Annotated in this window: 21 protein-coding genes, 2 tRNA genes and 1 pseudogene; 8 read left to right on the forward strand and 16 right to left on the reverse strand. The window is 48.8% G+C overall.

Translation table 11 applies throughout. The features are described from left to right. Positions 1 to 61: 61 nt before the first annotated feature. The 5 genes from HMPREF2711_RS00190 to ccoG form a co-directional block, all read right to left on the reverse strand. Positions 62 to 137 (reverse strand) — tRNA-Gly (locus tag HMPREF2711_RS00190). 24 nt (positions 138 to 161) lie between these two features. Continuing rightward, positions 162 to 237: transfer RNA gene (locus tag HMPREF2711_RS00195), tRNA-Gly, on the reverse strand. Between the two features lie 94 nt (positions 238 to 331). Continuing rightward, positions 332 to 892 carry a CDP-diacylglycerol--glycerol-3-phosphate 3-phosphatidyltransferase gene (gene pgsA, locus HMPREF2711_RS00200; protein WP_003679552.1) on the reverse strand — a complete coding sequence of 187 codons (561 nt, stop codon included), beginning with the start codon at positions 890 to 892 and terminating at the stop codon, positions 332 to 334. Between the two features lie 680 nt (positions 893 to 1,572). Next, positions 1,573 to 2,139, reverse strand: coding sequence for a FixH family protein (locus HMPREF2711_RS00210; RefSeq protein WP_003746123.1), 567 nt, complete (start codon positions 2,137 to 2,139; stop codon positions 1,573 to 1,575). Between the two features lie 3 nt (positions 2,140 to 2,142). Continuing rightward, positions 2,143 to 3,627, reverse strand: a complete 1,485-nt coding sequence (gene ccoG / locus HMPREF2711_RS00215) for a cytochrome c oxidase accessory protein CcoG (protein ID WP_070615107.1) — start codon at positions 3,625 to 3,627, stop codon at positions 2,143 to 2,145. A 445-nt stretch (positions 3,628 to 4,072) separates the two neighbouring features. On the opposite strand from ccoG, the gene tkt reads away from it, so the two are divergent. Beyond that, positions 4,073 to 6,052 (forward strand): transketolase, encoded by a 1,980-nt coding sequence (gene tkt / locus HMPREF2711_RS00220; protein ID WP_070615111.1) that lies wholly within the window; start codon positions 4,073 to 4,075, stop codon positions 6,050 to 6,052. Positions 6,053 to 6,118: 66 nt separating this feature from the next. On the opposite strand, the gene clpA is transcribed toward tkt, so the two are convergent. Both clpA and clpS read right to left on the reverse strand, forming a co-directional pair. After that, positions 6,119 to 8,398, reverse strand: coding sequence for an ATP-dependent Clp protease ATP-binding subunit ClpA (clpA, locus tag HMPREF2711_RS00225; RefSeq protein ID WP_003746132.1), 2,280 nt, complete (start codon positions 8,396 to 8,398; stop codon positions 6,119 to 6,121). 3 nt (positions 8,399 to 8,401) lie between these two features. Beyond that, the gene (gene clpS, locus HMPREF2711_RS00230) at positions 8,402 to 8,713 is read right to left on the reverse strand and encodes an ATP-dependent Clp protease adapter ClpS (RefSeq protein WP_003679561.1); all 312 of its coding nucleotides are present in this window, start codon (positions 8,711 to 8,713) and stop codon (positions 8,402 to 8,404) included. Positions 8,714 to 8,970: 257 nt separating this feature from the next. Here clpS and HMPREF2711_RS00235 point away from each other — a divergent pair, with 257 nt between their 5' ends. The 4 genes from HMPREF2711_RS00235 (at position 8,971) to HMPREF2711_RS00250 (ending at position 10,507) form a co-directional block, all read left to right on the forward strand. Beyond that, a complete protein-coding gene (locus tag HMPREF2711_RS00235) occupies positions 8,971 to 9,174 on the forward strand; it encodes a cold-shock protein (protein WP_002217533.1) in 204 nt (67 codons plus the stop codon). Positions 9,175 to 9,249: 75 nt separating this feature from the next. Continuing rightward, a complete protein-coding gene (locus tag HMPREF2711_RS00240; RefSeq protein WP_003746135.1) occupies positions 9,250 to 9,465 on the forward strand; it encodes a hypothetical protein in 216 nt (71 codons plus the stop codon). Positions 9,466 to 9,549: 84 nt separating this feature from the next. Next, entirely contained in the window at positions 9,550 to 9,996 is a 447-nt protein-coding gene (gene smpB, locus HMPREF2711_RS00245; RefSeq protein ID WP_003679566.1) for an SsrA-binding protein SmpB, read from the forward strand. 70 nt (positions 9,997 to 10,066) lie between these two features. Continuing rightward, on the forward strand, positions 10,067 to 10,507 hold the full coding sequence (locus HMPREF2711_RS00250; RefSeq protein WP_003746136.1) for a hypothetical protein: 441 nt from the start codon (positions 10,067 to 10,069) through the stop codon (positions 10,505 to 10,507). Positions 10,508 to 10,579: 72 nt separating this feature from the next. Here the strand turns inward: HMPREF2711_RS00250 and HMPREF2711_RS00255 are convergent, their stop codons facing one another. From HMPREF2711_RS00255 to potA, 6 genes are all read right to left on the reverse strand, one after another. Next, a complete protein-coding gene (locus tag HMPREF2711_RS00255; RefSeq protein WP_070615114.1) occupies positions 10,580 to 11,065 on the reverse strand; it encodes a DUF4189 domain-containing protein in 486 nt (161 codons plus the stop codon). A gap of 169 nt (positions 11,066 to 11,234) precedes the next feature. Continuing rightward, positions 11,235 to 12,185, reverse strand: coding sequence for a thioredoxin-disulfide reductase (trxB, locus tag HMPREF2711_RS00260; protein WP_003746139.1), 951 nt, complete (start codon positions 12,183 to 12,185; stop codon positions 11,235 to 11,237). A 108-nt stretch (positions 12,186 to 12,293) separates the two neighbouring features. After that, positions 12,294 to 13,589, reverse strand: a complete 1,296-nt coding sequence (locus tag HMPREF2711_RS00265) for an NAD(P)/FAD-dependent oxidoreductase (protein ID WP_003746142.1) — start codon at positions 13,587 to 13,589, stop codon at positions 12,294 to 12,296. Positions 13,590 to 13,738: 149 nt separating this feature from the next. Continuing rightward, on the reverse strand, positions 13,739 to 14,626 hold the full coding sequence (locus tag HMPREF2711_RS00270; RefSeq protein WP_003746144.1) for an ABC transporter permease subunit: 888 nt from the start codon (positions 14,624 to 14,626) through the stop codon (positions 13,739 to 13,741). Then, complete coding sequence (locus HMPREF2711_RS00275) at positions 14,626 to 15,591, reverse strand: ABC transporter permease subunit (RefSeq protein ID WP_003746146.1); 966 nt, start codon at positions 15,589 to 15,591, stop codon at positions 14,626 to 14,628. The genes HMPREF2711_RS00270 and HMPREF2711_RS00275 overlap by 1 nt, the downstream gene beginning before the upstream one ends. A gap of 15 nt (positions 15,592 to 15,606) precedes the next feature. Continuing rightward, the gene (gene potA, locus HMPREF2711_RS00280; protein ID WP_003746147.1) at positions 15,607 to 16,731 is read right to left on the reverse strand and encodes an ABC transporter ATP-binding protein; all 1,125 of its coding nucleotides are present in this window, start codon (positions 16,729 to 16,731) and stop codon (positions 15,607 to 15,609) included. Positions 16,732 to 17,207: 476 nt separating this feature from the next. Between potA and radC the strand changes: the two genes are divergently transcribed. After that, positions 17,208 to 17,882, forward strand: coding sequence for a RadC family protein (radC, locus tag HMPREF2711_RS00285; protein WP_003746150.1), 675 nt, complete (start codon positions 17,208 to 17,210; stop codon positions 17,880 to 17,882). Between the two features lie 59 nt (positions 17,883 to 17,941). On the opposite strand, the gene HMPREF2711_RS00290 is transcribed toward radC, so the two are convergent. From HMPREF2711_RS00290 to aqpZ, 3 genes are all read right to left on the reverse strand, one after another. Next, positions 17,942 to 18,214 carry an NF038104 family lipoprotein gene (locus HMPREF2711_RS00290; protein ID WP_003746151.1) on the reverse strand — a complete coding sequence of 91 codons (273 nt, stop codon included), beginning with the start codon at positions 18,212 to 18,214 and terminating at the stop codon, positions 17,942 to 17,944. Next, complete coding sequence (locus HMPREF2711_RS00295; protein WP_004520787.1) at positions 18,202 to 18,534, reverse strand: hypothetical protein; 333 nt, start codon at positions 18,532 to 18,534, stop codon at positions 18,202 to 18,204. The genes HMPREF2711_RS00290 and HMPREF2711_RS00295 overlap by 13 nt, the downstream gene beginning before the upstream one ends. Before the next feature lie 147 nt (positions 18,535 to 18,681). Beyond that, positions 18,682 to 19,380 (reverse strand): aquaporin Z, encoded by a 699-nt coding sequence (gene aqpZ / locus HMPREF2711_RS00300; protein ID WP_003746156.1) that lies wholly within the window; start codon positions 19,378 to 19,380, stop codon positions 18,682 to 18,684. A 189-nt stretch (positions 19,381 to 19,569) separates the two neighbouring features. Here aqpZ and HMPREF2711_RS10650 point away from each other — a divergent pair. Beyond that, positions 19,570 to 19,759, forward strand: a pseudogene (locus HMPREF2711_RS10650) (IS1595 family transposase); the annotation flags it as partial. 89 nt (positions 19,760 to 19,848) lie between these two features. Next, positions 19,849 to 20,409: a hypothetical protein gene (locus HMPREF2711_RS00305; protein WP_003746158.1), complete on the forward strand. Its 561-nt coding sequence runs from the start codon at positions 19,849 to 19,851 to the stop codon at positions 20,407 to 20,409. The last annotated feature ends 168 nt before the right edge of the window (positions 20,410 to 20,577 follow it).

A 20,577-nucleotide genomic window follows, 5' to 3' on the forward strand; every position in this document is an offset into this window, starting at 1 on the left:
GCGCTCTACCAACTGAGCTATTCCCGCATATTGAAAAAGAACAATCAACAAGTAATCGGAATGGAGCGGGAAACGAGTCTCGAACTCGCGACCTCAACCTTGGCAAGGTTGCGCTCTACCAACTGAGCTATTCCCGCATTTGAGTGCATCTGAAATTAAACTGGAGCGGGAAACGAGTCTCGAACTCGCGACCTCAACCTTGGCAAGGTTGCGCTCTACCAACTGAGCTATTCCCGCTCTGATATTTGTTGCTTCGTATATCGAAGAAGACGCAATTATTATGGATTTAATCGTGTGCGTCAAGTGTTTTGTTTTTATTTTTTTAAAAAATTTATTTGAATTCTTTCCATGCCATTTTCAGGTAGTAGCACATTGACCAGATGGTCAATACAGATGCTATAAACATCAATATGTTACCAATGAGATAGAAAGGATCGTTATATTTGTCTGTGCCGATAAGCAAAAGGAAGATGGCGATCATTTGGGCAGTGGTTTTGAATTTGCCGATGGTTGCCACGGCAACGCTGCCGCGTTTGCCCATTTGTGCCATCCATTCGCGCAAGGCGGAAATGGTAATTTCCCGGCCGATGATAATCATGGCGAAGATGGCGTATGTCCTGCCAAGGCTGACGAGCAGGAGCAGGGCAACTGCGACCATGAGTTTGTCGGCAACGGGGTCGAGGAATGCGCCAAAGTCGGAAGTTTGTTTCCAGCGGCGTGCCAAAAAGCCGTCGAACCAGTCTGTAATAGCGGCAAGTGCAAAGATGATGGCGGCTGTCCAGTTGACGGTTTGTGGTTGAATCCATGTGTTCGGTAAATAGAATAGGATGGTGAACACGGGGATTAATAGGACGCGCATCCAGGTAAGTAAAATAGGTATGTTCCAAGGCATGGTTTGGGATCTTTTGGATGATGTGTCGGGTTGTTCATTATAGCTTATTTGTTCACTCTGCTTTTTGAAGTGTTGTTTTTTTGCCGACAAGTATCTCGGGCATAGGTTTTTATCGTGTGGGTTGTGAAGAAAATCTGCTAAGGCTGTCTGAAAAATAGGCTGTTGCGGGGTGTAAATGTTTTTGGGTAGAAAAGTGGCTGCGAAATAGTGGGCAATAAGGTCTGCCTGCTGTTCGATATTTAATTGGTTAATGTGTGGTAAGGGGATGGGATAGGCGTAAGCTTTGCGTTTTCTGTATCCGCCTTTGAGCATGATGAATAGGCCGGAAAGCCAAACTTTGTGACCGTGTTGGTGTTGCCAGACATGTGTCAGCTCATGAATCAGCCAAATTTTGTAGGCTATGCCGGCTTGAGTGAAATCTTCGGGGCAGTGTTTACGCGGAAAGTATATGTTTCCATTGGGTGCAATGGCGGTATTGGCGTTGGGTATAAGCGGAATGCCGCGATATATTTTGATGCGGTGGAAATCTATGCTGTCCGCAAAAACTTGTTTTGCCATACGGACTTCGTTTTCGGTCAGTCTGCGCCAATCGGAAAAAATCATATTTGGAAGAGAATAAATATAAGAGGGCATGAAGATTTCAGGCCGTCTGAAAGGTTTCAGACGGCCTGGGTCGGGATTTATTGTTCTGTTGAAGCGGCTTGTTTGCCGTTGTCGAACAATTTGTCCATGGGTGTCAGGTTGACTGCATTGCCTTGGCTGACTATCCATTTGTTTTCAACACGCCATACGCCTGAAGCATCTTCAACGCGCAAGTACCAATGATTGGTTGGGCGTAAAGGCTTAAAGACGGCTTCGTATTCCATGCGGCCGTTTTGCGGTTCGGCTGTTACGGCGCGCAGCTTGACGGTTTGGTCATCGGCTTTGCGCGTCGGGTGCATCAACAATAGGTTTAATGGCTGTTTGGTATCGAATTGTCCGCTGACGAATACTTTGGCGGCGTTCATATCCGGACTGATTAAGACCTGCACCTGAATTTGCCGTTTAACGGCTTCTTCATCGCGGTGAAGTTGGATTTCGATGTGTTTGCCGTCTTTGTAGTAATCGTCAGACACCAAGTCTGTCGTGTGTTCTTTTGCGACGAAGAACATGGAAACGCTGGCGATAACGACGAAGATGGGGCCGGCCATCAGCACCCAGGGCCAAATATGTTTGTACCAAGGTTTGATTTGGGGTTGTGGGGACACCGTTTATTCTCCGATAAAGGTTGCTTTTTCTTCTAAAGTAGTCGGTTTGGAGTCGGCAGAGCCGGTCTCACGATAGGTAAAGGTAAATTCGATCGGATGGCTGCCTTTGTCGGCGTATTCGGGAATGGTAGATACCTGTACCGGGATGGTAACGGTTTCCCGCGGCGCAATTTTAATACCGTTTTCAGGCAGGCCGGTCAGCGCGATTTCGTCAAAGCCTTTGACGGTTGCGGTCATCAGTTGTTCGTTTTCACTATTGTTGATAATGCGCAGGTTATAGGCATTTTCCAACCAGCCTTGGCTGTTTTCGCGAACCATGACGCCACGGTCTTTCAGGATATCGACTTCGACCATTTTTCGGGTGGAAATGCCGACCAGGAAGGCAATGATGACCACCAGGAGTACTGCGCCATAACCGGCTACGCGCGGACGTTTCAAGCGTTTTTTGATGTCGCTTTCAGGGTATTCGTGTTCCAACGCGCCTTCGGTCGTATAACGGATCAAGCCGCGCTCGTAGCCCATTTTGTCCATGATTTCGTCGCAGGCATCGATACACGCCGCGCAGCCGATACATTGGTATTGCAAACCGTCGCGGATGTCGATACCGACGGGGCAGACTTGCACGCACATGGTGCAGTTGATGCAGTCGCCCAAGCCGCTGTCTTCTTTGTTGGCGGTTTTCTTGCGTGCGCCGCGCGGTTCGCCGCGTTCGGTATCGTAAGAAATAATCAGCGTGTCTTTGTCAAACATTGCACTTTGGAAACGTGCATACGGACACATATGCAGACAAACTTTTTCGCGCATGATGTGGGCGAAGAAGAAAGTCATGAATCCGTAAAATGCTGCGGCAAACATCGCGCCGCCGCTTGCTGCTCCGGCAAACAAATCAGGAACAAACTGGCGGATCGGGACAAACCAGCCCGAAAAGGTAATGCCTGTCCACGCGCAGACAAGGAAAATCAGCAGGTATTTGGTGGCCTTAATGCGAATTTTAGTAAAGTTCCAAGGCGATTTTTCCAGTTTCAGGCGTTTGTTTCTATCGCCTTCGACCAAGTTGTCAATCCACAGCATAATTTCGGTGTAAACCGTTTGCGGGCATGAATAGCCGCACCACAAACGACCGGCAATGGTTGTCCACCAAAACAATCCGAATGCGCAAATCATCAGCAGCAAGGCAAGGTAAATCAAATCGCCCATGCCCAGCGACAGTCCGAAAATGAAGAAATGACGGTCAGGAATATTGAATAAAACCGCCTGACGGCCGCTCCAGTTGAACCATGGAATAACGTAAAATACAAACTGGGTCGCCAATACGGCGGCGATACGCAGTTTGGCAAAGCGTCCTTCCGCCTTTTTAGGATGGATGCGTTCGCCTTCGGGATGGATTTGAATCACGCTGGATTTGGGTTTGGAAGGTTTGGGCGCAGTGGCTTTTGCTGTTTTTTCTGTTGAGGGTGTGGTGTTTTCAGCTTGGTTTTCTGGTGACATTTCAGTGTTCCTTGATGAAGTGCACACAAGCCTGTTGTCATGGTAGTAGTTTGATGTGAATATTTTCAGACGGCCTTTTCGCGTGCATACAAATCATAACATTTGACTCTATTCAAAGCAAAAGAAGGGCTTCGTCTTAACAATGGATTCCTTGCGGCCGTTTGATGTAGGGCCGTCTGAAAAGGGCAGTATTCAAAGGTTTACGAATCAGTCTGTGTGCAAACTTATAGTGATTTGCTATTTACACGATAAAAATATATAAAGCACTGTTTCAAAACGAAATAACAGTTAATATCATCTATCCTGTCTGTTTCAGGCAACCGAGTGGAAACAGGCCGTCTGACAAAGCGAATATCAAAAGCTATCCTTGAAAGCACGGCTGATTCAGGCGATAATCGGTACACCTTTTTTCATATTTCCAATCTTGTCCAAGGAAGGTCAAACCATGTCTCAACTGGCAAACGCAATCCGTTTCCTCTCAGTCGATGCCGTACAGAAAGCCAACTCCGGCCACCCCGGCGCACCTATGGGTATGGCGGAAATGGCGGAAGTATTGTGGACGAAGTTCCTCAACCATAACCCCGCCAACCCGAAATTCTACAACCGTGACCGCTTCATCCTTTCTAATGGTCACGCGTCCATGTTGCTGTACAGCCTGTTGCACCTGACCGGCTACAACGTATCCATCGAAGACTTGAAAAACTTCCGCCAATTGCACAGCAAAACCCCCGGCCACCCCGAATACGGTTACACCGACGGTGTGGAAACCACGACCGGCCCGTTGGGACAAGGTATTGCCAACGCAGTGGGCATGGCTTTGGCCGAAAAAATCTTGGCTGCCGAATTCAATAAAGACGATTTGAACATCGTTGACCACCACACCTACGTCTTCATGGGCGACGGCTGCATGATGGAAGGCGTGTCGCACGAAGCCTGTTCGCTTGCCGGCACTTTGGGCTTGGGCAAGCTGATTGTTTTATATGATGACAACAATATTTCCATTGACGGCAAAGTGGACGGTTGGTTTACCGAAAACATCCCGCAACGTTTTGAAAGCTACGGCTGGCATGTGATTCCAAATGTAAACGGTCATGATACCGATGCCATTCAGACGGCCATTGAAGCGGCCAAAGCCGAAACCGGCAAACCTTCCCTCATCTGCTGCAAAACCTTAATCGGCAAAGGCAGCGCCAACAAAGAGGGCAGCCACAAAACCCATGGCGCACCTTTGGGCGCGGACGAAATCGAAGCCACGCGCAAACATTTGGGTTGGATATATCCTGCGTTTGAAATTCCGCAAGAAATCTATGCCGCATGGAATGCAAAAGAAAAAGGCGCAAAATTTGAGGCCGAATGGAACGAGCTTTTTGCTCAATATCAAGCCAAATATCCCGCCGAAGCCGCAGAATTCGTGCGCCGCATGGATAAAAAACTGCCGGACAACTTCGATGCTTACGTTCAAGCCGCATTGAAAGAAGTGTGCGCCAAAGCCGAAACCATCGCCACCCGTAAAGCCAGCCAAAACAGCATCGAAATTCTGGCCAAAGAGCTGCCTGAGTTGGTGGGCGGTTCTGCCGACTTGACGCCATCCAATCTGACTGACTGGTCAAACAGCGTCTCCGTTACCCGCGAACACGGCGGCAACTATATTCACTACGGCGTACGCGAGTTCGGCATGGGTGCCATCATGAACGGCCTTGCCTTGCACGGCGGTGTGAAACCCTTTGGCGCGACTTTCCTGATGTTCAGCGAATACGAGCGTAATGCTTTGCGTATGGCATCGCTGATGAAAATCAACCCTGTATTTGTGTTCACTCACGATTCCATCGGTTTGGGTGAAGACGGTCCGACCCACCAACCTATCGAGCAAACCGCCACTCTGCGCTTGATTCCGAATATGGATGTATGGCGTCCATGCGATACCGTTGAATCCTTGGTGGCGTGGTCTGAAGCCGTTAAAGCGGCCGATCATCCGTCCAGCTTGATTTTCAGCCGTCAAAACCTGAAATTCCAAGCACGCAACGAACAACAACTGAACGACATCAAACGCGGCGGCTATGTCATCAGCGAAGCCCAAGGCAACACCCAAGCTGTTATCATTGCCACCGGTTCTGAAGTTGAATTGGCTCTGGAAGCGCAAAAAGTATTGGCAGAACAAGGTATTGCCGTGCGTGTCGTTTCCATGCCATCCACCAACGTATTCGACCGCCAAGACGCCGCCTATCAAGCCACCGTCCTGCCCGAAGGCCTGCCACGCGTAGCCGTAGAAGCCGGACACGCCGACGGTTGGTATAAATACGTTGGTTTGAACGGTGCAGTGGTCGGTATTAACCGCTTCGGCGAGTCTGCACCTGCTGACTTGCTCTTTAAAGAATTCGGCTTTACCGTAGACAATGTGGTTGCTACTGTAAAATCCGTTTTGTAAATCAGATTTTTGATTGAGATAAAAAGGCCGTCTGAAATTTCAGACGGCCTTTTATTTTTCAACTGGTTAAACAGTTTCTGCTTCAGGTTTGACCTTGTTTTTCTTAAACTTCAACACGGCTTCTTCTTTTGCTGCATCCCAGTCTATCCGCACGAAGCCGCCGTCGGCGAGTTTGCCGAACAGGAGTTCGTCGGCGAGCGGTTTGCGGATTTTTTCCTGAATCAGGCGGTGCATCGGGCGTGCGCCCATTTGTGGGTCGAAACCTTTTTCTGCCAGATATTTGCGCAATGCCGGCGTGAATTCGGCTTCGACTTTTTTGTCGAGGAGCTGGTGCTCGAGCTGGAGCAGGAATTTGTCCACGACTTTGGCGATGACGGGTTCGGACAGGGGCGCAAACGGGATAATCGCATCCAAACGGTTGCGGAACTCGGGCGTAAAGAGTTTGTTGATTGCCTGCATTTCGTCGCCGCGTTCGCGTTTGGTGGTAAAGCCGAGGCTGGGTCGGCTGAGGCTTTCCGCGCCTGCGTTGGTGGTCATAATCAGGATGACGTTGCGGAAATCGGCGCTCTTGCCGTTGTTGTCGGTCAGTTTGCCTGCGTCCATGACTTGCAGGAGGACGTTGAAAATGTCGGGGTGGGCTTTTTCGATTTCGTCCAAAAGCAACACGCAATGTGGCTGTTTGTTGACGGCTTCGGTCAAAAGACCGCCTTGTTCAAAGCCGACGTAGCCCGGCGGCGCACCGATGAGGCGCGATACGGCGTGGCGTTCCATGTATTCGGACATATCGAAGCGTTGCAGCGATACACCCATTGAGTAGGCAAGCTGTTTGGCGACTTCGGTTTTGCCGACGCCGGTCGGGCCGGAGAAGAGGAAGCTGCCTATCGGTTTGTCGGGCAGGGCAAGGCCGGAGCGCGACATTTTGACGGCGGCAACCAGCGCGTCGATGGCATTTTCCTGACCGTAAACCATGTTTTTCAAATCGCGGCCGAGGAATTGCAACACTTGTTTGTCGTCGTGCGACACGGTTTTTTCAGGAATCCGCGCGACTTTGGCGATGACGGTTTCGATTTGCGCTTTGCCGATGACTTTTTTCTGTTTGGATTTGGGCAAAATCCGTTGCGCTGCGCCTGCTTCGTCCATCACGTCGATGGCTTTGTCGGGCAGGAAACGTTCGTTGATGTAGCGGGCGGAAAGTTCGGCGGCGGCTTCGAGCGCACCTTGCGTATAGCGCACTTGGTGGAAATCTTCAAACATTGGCTTTAAGCCGCGCAGGATTTGCACGGTCTCGGAAACGGTGGGTTCGACCACGTCAATTTTTTGAAAGCGGCGGCTTAAGGCGTGGTCTTTGTCGAAAATGGTGCGGTATTCGTCGTAAGTGGTTGCGCCGATACAGCGCAGCGAGCCTTTCGCCAGCGCGGGTTTGAGCAGGTTGGATGCGTCCATCGTGCCGCCGCTGGTACTGCCCGCGCCGATGATGGTGTGGATTTCGTCGATAAACAAAATGGCGTGCGGGATTTTTTCGAGCTGTTTCAAGACGGATTTGACCCGCGCTTCAAAGTCGCCGCGGTATTTCGTGCCCGCCAAAAGCGAACCCATATCCAGTGCGTACACTTCGGCTTCTTTCAGCGCGTCGGGAATGTCGCCGTTGACGATTTGATGTGCCAAACCTTCCGCCAGCGCAGTTTTGCCTACGCCTGCTTCGCCGACTAAAAGCGGATTGTTTTTGCGGCGGCGGCACAGGATTTGCACCAACCGTTCCATTTCGTGTTTGCGACCAATCAAAGGATCGATGCGGCCGGCTTTGACTTCGGCGTTGAGGTTGACGGTGTAGTCGGAAAGGGAGCCGGTTTTTTGTTCTGCTTCTTCGCCCTCACGTTCAAGGCCGTCTGAATCATTGCCGTCTTCGTCATCGGGCGAGCCATGGGCAATGCAACGCAAGACTTCAAAGCGCGTAATGGATTGCAATTTGAGGAAATAAACGGCATGGCTTTCGGATTCGCTCATCATGGCAACTAAAATATCCAAAGGCTCTACTGCGGCTTTACCGGCAGACTGGGTATGCACCATCGCCCGTTGGATGACGCGTTGGAAGCCCAATGTCGGCTGGGTTTCGACCGTATCCAGAAGATGATCGGGAATTTGCGGCGTATTTTCGGCCACGCTGGCGGCCAGCTGCTCGGACAGGACTTTCAAATCCGCACCACACAGTTTCAAGACATTCGGCACAGCCGCATCTTCTTCTATCAGCACCAAAAGCAGGTGTTCCAAGCTGATAAACTCATAACGCGCGTTGCGTGCTTCACGATAGAGCAGTTGCAGGATGTGTTCCAATTCGGGTGAAAGCATGGTTTAAACCTCTTCGACTATACATTTGAGCGGATGCCCTTCAGCTTTGGCGCGTTCCATGACCTGATGCTGCTTGGTTTGCGCAATATCGCGCGTGTAGGTGCCGCACAGGCCTTTGCCTTCATGGTGCACCAGCAGCATGACGGCCACGGCCTGTTCCTGTGCAAGCATAAAGACTTCGGTCAGGATTTCGACGACAAATTCCATGGTGGTGTAATCGTCGTTCAATAAAAATACGCCGTAACGTTTCGGCGGCTGTGTGTTGATATCGCTGAGCAGGGTATCGGATTGGTGGTCGGTATTCGGATGGTTCATGATCTTAGATTTCAGTTTTCAGACGGCCTGTTTTAGAGTGCAAACCGTTTTCTGTTGTATTTCGGCCAATTTTTTCTATTTTCCCACTTTTTTGAAAACATAGCTTGACGTTTTGTCTTAACAAATGTAAAAAGACAGTTAAGCAGAAGTTGGCACTCGACCGCGTAATAAAAACGGGGGAGAAACGCTGAACGTTTTAGTTTGCTGTATGCCTTGTTTTGCTGATTTTGTTAATTTTTAAGTATAGGAAGTTTCTAATGGCAACCGGTATCGTAAAATGGTTTAACGACGCTAAAGGTTTTGGTTTCATCACTCCTGACGAAGGCGGCGAAGATCTGTTCGCTCACTTCTCAGCGATCAACATGGAAGGTTTCAAAACCCTGAAAGAAGGCCAACGCGTGTCTTTCGACGTAACCACCGGCCCTAAAGGCAAACAAGCTGCTAACATTCAAGCTGCTTAATCAAATGCGCGGCGTAAGCCGTAAAATCATGGCGGGGTTTCCCGCCATTTTTTATGGGCGTTCGAGTTAAAAATTATGAATCCAAATTCATCTTATCAAAATGCTTTAAACCAGTTGGACGAGCTTATCCGTCATTTCCGCAGCGAAGGCGAGGTCAGCTGCGCCGTTGCCGAGCGTGAAGACCAAATTTTGATCCGCCTTGCCGATTTGAAACTGGATTTACGCCCTGAAGATGAAAAAGCCATTGCCGATATAGACCGCTTTTACCGCCGCCATGTTTTAAGCGAATAAACGTTTCAAAACCGTTTGCCGTTTTAATTTTTAAGCATGCCTGATAAAATAGGCCGTCTGAAAAGTTTGTAAAGAATCAGCACAATGAGTATTGCCAATAATAAAAAAGCCTTTCACGATTTCTTTATCGAAGACCAAATCGAAGCCGGTATAGTATTGGAGGGATGGGAAGTCAAAGCCATCCGCGCTGCACGCGTGCAATTAAAAGAAAGCTATATCTACTGGAAAAAAGACGCATTCTATTTGGTGGGCTGCCACATTACCGCATTGCCCACTGCCTCGACACACGTCAAACCTGACCCTGTCCGTCCGCGTAAGTTGTTGTTGAAACAATCGGAAATTAATAAGTTAATCGGCAAAACCGAACGCGCCGGTTATACGATTGTGCCCTTAAACCTGCATTACACCCGCGGTAGAATCAAAGTGGAAATCGGTTTGGCCAAGGGTAAGAAACAGCATGACAAACGCCAAAGCCTGAAAGAAGCGGATTGGAAGCGTGAGAAACAACGTTTAATGAAAAACGTACGTTGATTTTTTCAGACGGCCTTTGTATAAAGGCCGTCTGAATATTTATTGTTTGAACATTTTAAAAGGAAAACAGATGAAAACCATGATTTTAGCGGCGGCTTCAGCCGTATTATTGCTGGGCGCGTGTTCTACGACCGAACAAAGAGTATTGAAACCTGAAGAGCTGACCAGCATCAAACATGTCTGCATCATTCAAAATGCAAAAGTAAGACCGCATGATTTGGATCGTGCTTTGTCTAAAGCTTTGGCAAAACGCGGCATTGGCAGCACTATTGTGACAGCGGACAACCGCGGCAAACTGTATGATTCTTCTTGCCCGTATAATCTGCGTTACAAGACCAAAGGCAATAACGAAATCTTGCGTAAAGGCGTATTTGTGTTGAGAAGCACCAAGTATGCGGTTTCTACTGTCAGCTACTCTTTGAATGATGAAAACCACTTCCGAACCAATCCTGATTTGGTGAAACAGGCTGAAGGCGTTGTGGCCAACTTGTTGGAAAAAAACAGCAAATAAAAACCAGAATAAAAAACCGGCTTGCCGTGATATGGAGAATATCGGGCAAGCCGGTTTTATTTTCAGACGGCCTTAAATGGATTTGATTTTTTCCCAAAGGGTTTTGACCGTACCTTGATAGTAGGTTTCAGAAGTGCAATAGACTGTTTCTAAAGCGCATTGTCCTTGTGAGCCGTATTTTTTGATGCATTGGTTCAAGGCAATTTGATGCACGGTTTTGAAACGTGGGGAGGTAATGGCCACTACGTTTTGAGCAGTCAATTTGCCCATGGCTTTAGGGTAGGCAACCGCGATGCAGGTGTTGTGCAGAGGGACAACCGTTTTGCAGCCTGTGGCTTGGCCTGAGCCGATACCGGCTAAGGCATCTTGGCCTTTGCAGAATGTTTCGAGTTCTGCCGTCGCATCCAGTTGGGTGGCATTTTCTTTGGTGGTTTTGATTTGCAGCGCTTCATTGCTGTCGGCAGGGTTTTGCCACATGGCCAAGTAGCCGTAAGTGTCGGCAGCCAGGGCGGCAGGAGTCAGTGCGCAAAGGATAAGTGTCGTTAGTGTTTTTTTCATGTTTGTTCCCTGTTTGTTGGGTATTTGTTGTCATTATAAAGCAAAAGTACTTATTTGATATAAATTTGCCATTAAAATGAAATTCAGTGTGGCAAACAGATAATAGGCCGTCTGAAATTTCAGACGGCCTGTTGATGATGTTTCAAAGAATAGAATGTAGCTTAGAGGCTTATACGCTGTGGCGGTCGAGCCAACGTTCGGCATCAAGTGCGGCCTGACAGCCGGAAGCCGCACTGGTGATGGCTTGACGGTAAGTATGGTCTTTGACGTCGCCAGCCGCCCATACGCCTTCGATATTGGTGGCGCCGACATTGTCACCGGTACCGCCTTTGGTTTTCAGGTAGCCGGTTTCATCCATGTCGAGTTGGCCTTTGAAAATATCAGTGTTGGGTTTGTGGCCGATGGCGATGAAAACGCCTTTGACGGCGATTTCTTCAGTGCTTCCATCATTGTGTTTCAGGCGTGCACCGGTAACGCCGCTTTCGTCGCCCAAGATTTCATCAACCGAGCTGTTGAGCTTGAGGATGATTTTGCCTTCTTCGACCCGTTGCATGAGTTTGTCCACCATGATTTTTTCGGCGCGGAAGCTGTCACGGCGGTGAATCAGGGTAACGGTGTTGGCGATATTGGCAAGGTAGAGGGCTTCTTCTACAGCGGTATTGCCACCGCCGACTACGGCAACATCTTGTTTTTTATAGAAGAAACCATCACAAGTTGCACAGGCGGAAACGCCTTTGCCGGCAAAGGTTTCTTCGCTTGGCAAACCTAAATATTTGGCGGATGCGCCGGTGGCAACGATGAGCGCATCGCAGGTGTATTCGCCCATATCGCCTTTGAGGGTAAACGGACGGTTTTGCAAATCGACGGTGTGGATTTGGTCGAAAATCATTTCAGTGCCGAAGCGTTCGGCATGAGCTTGGAAACGGGCCATCAGTTCCGGACCTTGTACGCCTTCTGCGTCGGCAGGCCAGTTGTCCACTTCGGTGGTGGTCATCAGTTGTCCGCCTTGCTCAACGCCGGTAATGATTACAGGGTTAAGGTTGGCGCGGGCGGCATAGACGGCGGCAGTATAGCCGGCAGGGCCGGAGCCGAGGATGATGAGTTTGTGATGGTTGCTCATGATGGTTTCCTTGCTGATAAATGATTGAATTTTGTCGTGTCTACGCTTTCAGACGGCCTAAATTCTACTTGAATCTGCCGCCGTCTGAAATATATTTGTCGTTTGGGTTTAGTGGCTGTCTTTCCACTGGTAGTATTTGGAACCGAGGTAAGAGCCGAGTTTGCGCAGGAACGGCTGGGTGATGATGTTGCTGTGGCGCAGTTGCTCGAAAGGTTTCAGACGGCCGTCATCACCCATGATGGCTTCGGCAATTGCCAAACCGGCAATGCCGGTAATCGCCATGCCGTGTCCGGAGTAGCCTTGTGCAAAGAAAACGGTAGGGGCGAGGCGGCCGAAATGTGGGGCAAGGTTGCGCGTGATGTCGCATTCTCCGCCCCAAGAATGCTCGATTCTGACATCGGCAAGTTGCGGGAAAACTTTCAGCATGTCTTGGCGGACGAGTTCGGTCATGCGGTCTGGATCGTCGATAAACTCGTTGTCTTTGCCGCCGAAGAGAAGGCGACCGTCGGCGCTGAGGCGGTAGTAGTCGAGGATGTGGCGGTTGTCGCAGATGGCCATATTGTTGCGGATCAGGTCTTTGGCACGTTCGCCCAGAGGCTCGGTGGCGATGATAAAGGTGCTGACGGCAATGGCTTTTTGTTCCAATACTTTGAATTTCGGGTGTAAACCTGCATAAGTATTGACGGCATAAACGAGGTTTTTGCACTCAACGCTGCCATTGGGCGTATGAACCAGCCAGCCGTTATCGCATGGCTCGATACGAGTCATGGGGGACTGCTCAAAAAGTTGTGCGCCTGCATCGGCTGCCGCTTTGGCAATGCCTAGGGTGTAATTGAGCGGGTGCAAGTGGCCGGATAAAGGATCAAATTGCGCGCCTTGATACCTATCGCTGGCTAGTTGTTGCTTCAGCGTGGCTTTATCCCAAATCTGGTAATGGCTTGCGCCATAATGTTTTTGGGCATGTTCGTGCCATTGCTGCAATTCTTCCCAATGCTGAGGACGGACGGCGACGGTCGCATAGCCGCGTTGCCAATCGCATTGGATATTGTGTTTTTGAATGCGCGAGTCAACCAGTTCAACGGCTTGCAGGGATTGCTGCCAGAACCATTGGGCCTGTTCTAAGCCGACTTGTTTTTCGATCTCTTCCATGCCGCAGGCAAAATCGCTGATGACTTGTCCGCCGCTTCGGCCTGATGCGCCGAAACCGATACGTGCGGCTTCAAGTACGATGACTTCATGGCCGTTTTCGGCAAGCGGTAGGGCGGTGCATAAACCGGTCAAGCCGCCGCCGATAACGCAGGTTTCAGTTTTCAGACGGCCTTCAAGCGTCGGATAAGACGGATGGGGATTGGCCGTGCTAACATAGTAGGAAGGAAGGTATTCTTTGAAGCTGGGATTGATCATGATTTGTGCTTTAGGTTGGTTTTAACTTCATTGAAAACAGGTTTTCAAACGGCCTGGAATATGGGCTTAAGTTCAGGCCGTCTGAAAGGATAAGATGCAGTTAATAAAACAGGCTGTTCCGACGCTTTATCGGACAGCCTGTCTGCATATTAGGCGGCTTTTTCGGCTGCCAATTTTTCTTGGCGGTAGGCTTCGGCAGCCTCACGTTCCCGTTTGGTTGCCTGACGCATCATCCAGTAGTTGACGACAATCACCAGCGTACCGATGATGCCGATTAGGATGGTTGCCAAAACGTTCATCTGAGGGTCAAGGCCGAGTTTGATTTTGGAGAAAATCACTTGCGGCAATGTCGATGAACCCGGGCCTGACAGGAAGGAGGTAATCACCAAGTCGTCCAAAGACAGGGTGATGCCCAAGAGGAAGCCGGAAGCAATCGCAGGGGCAATCAGCGGCAGGGTAATCACGAAGAAAATCTTCAGCGGACGGGCCCCCAAGTCCATAGCGGCTTCTTCCAAGGATTGATCCAATTCCACCAAGCGCGAGCGGATAACGACGGTAATGTACGCCATGCAAAGCGTGGTGTGGCCGAGGAAGATGGTGAAGAAGCCGCGATCGAAGTAGAGTGATTGCAGCAATTCACTGCCTTGTAGGAACATTTGCACCTGAATAATCAACAGCAGCATGGACAAACCGGTAATCACATCAGGCATCACCATAGGCGCGGAAATCATACCGGCAAACAGTGTGCTGCCTCGGAAGCGTTTGATACGCGCCATGGAGTAACCAGCCAATGTGCCGAGTGCTACGGCGGCAAGTGAGGAAACGATGGCGATACGCAATGACAGCCAGGCCGCTTCCAAGATGGTGTCGTTTTCCATTAATGCGCCATACCATTTGGTCGAGAAACCGCCCCAAACGGTAACCAGCTTAGATTCATTGAAAGAATAGATGACCAAAACCACCAGCGGAATATAGAGGAATGCCAGCGAGAGCAGGAGCATCAGTTTCAAGAACCAGGATAATTTGGTTTTCTGCATTATTTGCCTCCTTCTTCCAATTCGCGGTTTTCATAGTGTTGGAACAGGGCAATCGGTACAACCAACAGGGCAACCATGACGACGGCGACGGCAGAAGCCAGCGGCCAGTTGTTTTGGTCGAAGAATGCCTGCCACAATACTTTACCGATCATCAGGTTTTCAGAACCGCCCACCAATTCAGGAATCACAAATTCACCGACGGCCGGCACAAAGACCAGCATAGAGCCTGCGATGATGCCTGTTTTGGATAAAGGCAGGGTAATGGTAAAGAACGATTTGATCGGACCTGCACCCAAGTCGGAAGCGGCTTCGAGCAGACGGTTGTCCAGTTTTACCAATTGTGTGTACAGCGGCAAAATCATAAACGGCAAATAGGCGTAAACCATCACCAAATTCAGCGAAAACGCATTGTAGAACAAGTCTAAAGGCTCGCTGATGATTCCGTATTTAATTAAGAAATTGTTGATGATGCCGTTGTGTCCCAATAAGCCCATCCATGCGTAAACACGCAACAGGAAAGAGGTCCAGAAAGGCAGCATGATTGCCAACAGCAGGCCGTTGCGCGCAGCCGGATTGGCGCGTGAAATAGCATAAGCGGTCGGATAACCGATCAACAGGCAGATGATGGTCGTCGTCAGCGCAGTCTTAATCGAAGACCAGTAGGTCATCAAATAGATATTGCTGTTTTCACTGTCGCCAAACGGATTGAGCGTATTCCAAAAGTTTTGGAAAATGTCGGCGTAGTTCTGATAGCTGATGGCAATGTTCAGACGGCCTAAGTCTTCATCAATCGTTGTCAGCGGCGTAAATGGCGGAATGGCAATTTCTTGTTCGGCAAAGCTGATTTTCAATACGATGGCGAACGGAATCAGAAACAGAATCAAAAGCCAAATATACGGCACGGCAATCACTGCACGCTGGCCGGGGCGGCGGAACAGTTTGTTTTTCAGTTTTTTAAGGTTCATTGCATTTCCCTCAAATTAACTGAACAGAGGTGTCGGTTGGTTTTCAGGCCAGCTGATATAGACAGTCTCGTCCCAGGTCGGCGGCGTAATGTTACGCACATACCAATAAGGTGCGGGAACTTGGCTCTTGACGACACGGCCGTTGGCAAGTTTGATGTGGTAAATCGCGAAGCTGCCCAAGTAGGCAATTTCTTTGACTGTGCCTTGGGCCCAGTTGTGCGCGCCCAAGTGTTCTGGTTTTTCTTTATGCAAATCAATATCTTCAGGACGAATACTGATCCAAATTTCATGGTCGTTCGGAACGCCCAGGCCGTGGTCGATGCGGACGTGGTTTTCCAAGCCGTCACATTTGACGATGGAGAAATCGGCGCGGTCGTCAATAACGACGCCGTCAAAAATATTGGTTTCGCCGATAAATTCAGCGGTAAAGCGACTGTTAGGGTAGTCGTACACATCGCTAGGTGTGCCGACTTGGCGCAATTGGCCGTCGGACATAATGGCGATACGGGTAGCCATCGTCATCGCTTCTTCTTGGTCGTGGGTAACCATGATGCAGGTTACGCCGACTTGTTCCAGCGTGTTGACCAATTCCAGTTGGGTTTGTTGGCGCAGTTTTTTATCGAGTGCGCCCAAAGGTTCGTCAAGCAACAGGATTTTCGGACGTTTTGCCAGGCTGCGCGCCAAAGCGATACGCTGTTGTTGGCCGCCGGAAAGTTGGTGCGGCTTGCGTTTGGCGTATTTGGTCATTTGCACCAGGCGCAACATTTCTTCGACGCGGGCGTCGATTTCGCCTTTAGGCATTTTGTCTTGTTTCAGGCCGAAAGCAATGTTTTGTTCAACGCTCATGTGCGGGAACAGGGCATAGCTTTGGAACATCATGTTGATTGGGCGCTCGTACGGGGCAAGCTTGGTAATGTCTTGACCGTCGAGAATGATTTTGCCCTGATTGGGGCTTTCCATGCCTGCCAACATACGCAGCAGTGTGGATTTGCCACTGCCTGAGCTGCCCAAAAGGGCGAAGATTTCGTGTTGATAGATGTCCAAGTCGATGTTATCGACAGCGTAATTGTCACCAAACTTTTTCACCAAACCTTGGATTTGCAAATAAGGTTTGGCTGAAGACGCAGTGGTTGCGGTCATAATGGCAATACTCCAAAAAGAAAGACGAGTACCGGCAAAACGGATTTTCGAATGGGTGATAAAAAGCTGTTTGATTGCTGGCGGGAGTCGGACGGAGGCCGTCTGAAACTCTTGTAAAGCGCACGGGCAGCGTGGATAGAAAGCAGTTTAAGCCTCAGCTTTTGCTCTCGGCAAACTCAATATTATATTAGCCTAAGCCTCATAGGGGCAATATGAAAATGCTTGTAGCGGCTGATTTGAAGTAAATAGGAAAGGAAAGGCAGGCAGGGGAACAGGATAGCGAAAATAGGTAACGTTGTTTTTCTGCACAAAAGGATTTAATTTATATTCAAATGTCTTAAAAAATAATTAGAGATAGAATAAAATACGCAAATTGCATTAATTTTAATAAAATCGTGCGGATTGCGTTTTATGCGGGCAAGATGGTTTTGTCCTAAATAAAAACCAAATCCGCTATATGAATAAAAAGGGAAAACATGAGCATTAAAGAATGGCCCGAGGGGGAGCGACCGCGTGAGAAGCTGTTGGAGCGCGGCGCGGCGGCGTTGAGTGATGCGGAGTTGCTGGCAATTTTATTGCGTGTCGGAACGCGCGGCATGAGCGCGGTTGATTTGGCGCGTTATTTGTTGAGCGAGTTCGGCAGCTTGGGAAAGCTGATGAGTGCGGATGCCAAAACACTTTCTGCTTGCAAGGGCATGGGTTTGGCGAGCTATACTCAGTTTGCCGTGGTCAAAGAAATCGGGCGGCGGATTTTGGGTGAGGATTTGCAGGAGCAGATGGTTTTGTCAAACCCGAAATCGGTTGCGGATTATCTGCGCCTGCATCTTGGGCATGAAAAAATCGAGGTCAGCGTTGCCTTGCTGCTCAACCGTCAAAATCAATTGATTGCGGTACGGGAATTGTCGCGTGGTACGGTGGCGGAGAATACGGTTTATATTCGTGAAATTGTCAAATTGGCATTGGATGAATACGCCGACAGTTTGATTTTGGCACACAATCATCCGGGCGGCTCGGCAAGGCCGTCTGAATCTGATGTGCAGTTTACAGAGCGTTTGAAACAGGCTTTAAGTTTGGTGGATATTACGCTCTTAGACCATTTTATCGTAACGGCAAAAGAAACCTGCTCTTTGCGTGAACAGGGCTATATGTAAGGATGAATGTTCAGACGGCCTCAGTAGGATGGGTTACCTTACCAAGGCCGTCTGAAGGATTATTGCGTTACTTCATCGGAGGACTCTTCCTTATAGATGATTTCTTCCGATTTTGGCTTTTCTTTGCTCTTTTCTTTTTCCTTGTCCTTGTCTTTTTTGCCGTCAGGAATGGCGGCATCAATCACTGCTCCCGTTCCTTTGACAACCAATTTTCCGGCAGTCAGGACGGTCGTGGCAGCCAAATCGACAGCCGCGCCTACAACGCAGCCGTTAAGCGTCAGGCAAAGGGCAAGTGCCAGAAGCAGGCGTTTTGTGCATCTCAATGGCTGCATCCGCAGTGTCCTTCGTGATGATGGCCGCATCCGAGTGCTTCTTGCCAAGCATCATCGTCGCCGTCAAATTCTTCGACTTCGTCAAATTCGCCGTTTTCTACCATGCTTACCAGCTCTTCCAGGCTTTCTGCGCCTTCTACCCAAAAGCAGGGAATATCGGGTGGGGTGTCGGGGGCAAGCAGGGCGGCTTGTTGGTCGTGCCAAGCAATCCAGTAGCCGTTTTGCGTTTGTACGAATACGGCATCGGGATGGATGGTTTCGTTTTCGGTATTGACCAGCATTCTGGCGGCGATATCGGTTTGAAAGGGTAAGGTTTGCATGATGGTTTGAGAATGTGGGAAAAGAAAGTATTGTAACATGGCAAAAACAAACGCACCGTCTGAGTCAGGCGGTGCGTTTGTATCTCGGCAACTTGGGTGCGGACGGTTTAAGGTGTCGGCCGCACCGGAAATATCATTCCGTTCAGATTATTTGTCGTCGTTGTTTGCCAAAACAAAGCGGTAAATAGCCGCGCCAACTGCTGCGCCGGCAATAGGGGCCAACCAGAACAACCACAATTGTTCAACAGCCCAGCCGCCTTGGAACAAGGCAACGCCGGTAGAGCGTGCAGGGTTGACGGAAGTATTGGTCACAGGAATGCTGATCAAGTGAATCAGGGTCAGACCCAGGCCGATGGCGATAGGGGCGAAGCCGGCCGGAGCCAGTTTGTCGGTAGAACCCATGATGATGATCAGGAAGAATGCGGTCAGTACGAATTCGATCAGCAACGCGGCCATCATGTCGTAACCGTTAGGAGAGTGTTCGCCGAAACCATTGCTGGCAAAGCCGGAAGCAACAGCATCAAAACCGGTTTTACCGGAAGCAATCAGATACAGAACGCCTGCAGCGGCAATCGCACCGATGACTTGGGATAAGATGTAAGGCAACAAGTCTTTACCGTTGAAACGGCCGCCGATGAAGAGGCCGACGGAAACGGCAGGGTTGAAGTGGCCGCCGGAAATATGGCCGACGGCGTAAGCCATGGTCAGTACGGTCAAGCCAAACGCCAAGGCGACACCGGCAAAGCCAATGCCGAGTTCAGGGTAGGCTGCTGCCAATACTGCGCTGCCGCAGCCGCCGAATACCAGCCAGAAAGTGCCGAAAAATTCTGCAAAATATTTTTTCATTTGTTTTTCCTCGTAAAGGTTGGGGTGTTGCCGAGGGCATGAATCATAATAATATTGTTTCTAAATCTAAAAACGGATTTACCTGTTTTTTCCGGTTTTGACAAAAGGCCGTCTGAAAATAGTGACGAATCGCAGTGGATAAGGTAGAAATTTTGTAGGGCTTAGGAAGTAAAATCATCCAAAATTGACAATAAGTTTGTCCGTAGAAGGGGGCATATTAACAGTATTGAGTCTTTTTAGAGTTATGCTAAGCATCGCTTAGTACAAATTTAACGGGATACCGAAGAATACGTTTTACTTGCATTTATATTTAAAGGAAACTGAGTTTCGCTTCAATCACAGGCATGATGATTTGTACAAAATAATTTTGAAAATATAGCAGAAAACCATTTAGAATAAATTTTGCTTCCTAAGTTCTAAATATCTTATTATAATGTTTTAATTTAAACATCATACAAAGGGATGACGATGAAACACCTATTTTTGACTCTTGCTGTGTGCAGCTTATTGTCTGCCTGCGCAACTACACTTGAAATGCAAACAGACGGTTTTGAAATTCAACAAGATACCATCACATTAAAACAACCGCCCGAAGGGCAAGCACGGATTTATGCCTTTCGCCCCAGTCGGTTTGCTGGTGGTGGAGTGAGATACTTTGTAAGTGGGCATTACAATAAATTTACCTATCAGCGTCCATTTGCTAATCTTGATGATACATTTTTCATTTTGCGTTCCGAAAATGGAGCAGGCAATTTCGTAGATATTGAACGACTTGAACCTATTACGCTATACGCACAAACAGAGGCCGCAGAAACTTTGAGTTTTACTCCAGTGGCTAATCGTATCTATTGCTTAAGAACAAGTGTTATTCCAGGTGCTTGGGTAGGACGACCAAAATTTGATTTACTTTCACAGAAAACTTGTGAACAAGAAATCAAATCAATCAATATGATTAAGCAATATGAAAAACAAAAACAACACGCCAAAACATTTTGGCAAAAAGTTGAGCAAAAAGCTAAAAAACAATAACCACATTAAATTCTGAAATATTGTTAAGTACAGTCTGATGACATAATTATTTCTTATTTGGTTAATCTATCTTCATGTGCTGGTTTCAGAGAATCTCTATATCAGCATTTTATAAGTTATTTATTTTTATGACTAAAAAAGGCCGTCTGAAAAATTTTCAGACGGCCT

The organism is Neisseria sp. HMSC070A01 (genome assembly GCF_001810165.1).
In the GTDB taxonomy this organism is placed as follows: Bacteria; Pseudomonadota; Gammaproteobacteria; order Burkholderiales; family Neisseriaceae; genus Neisseria.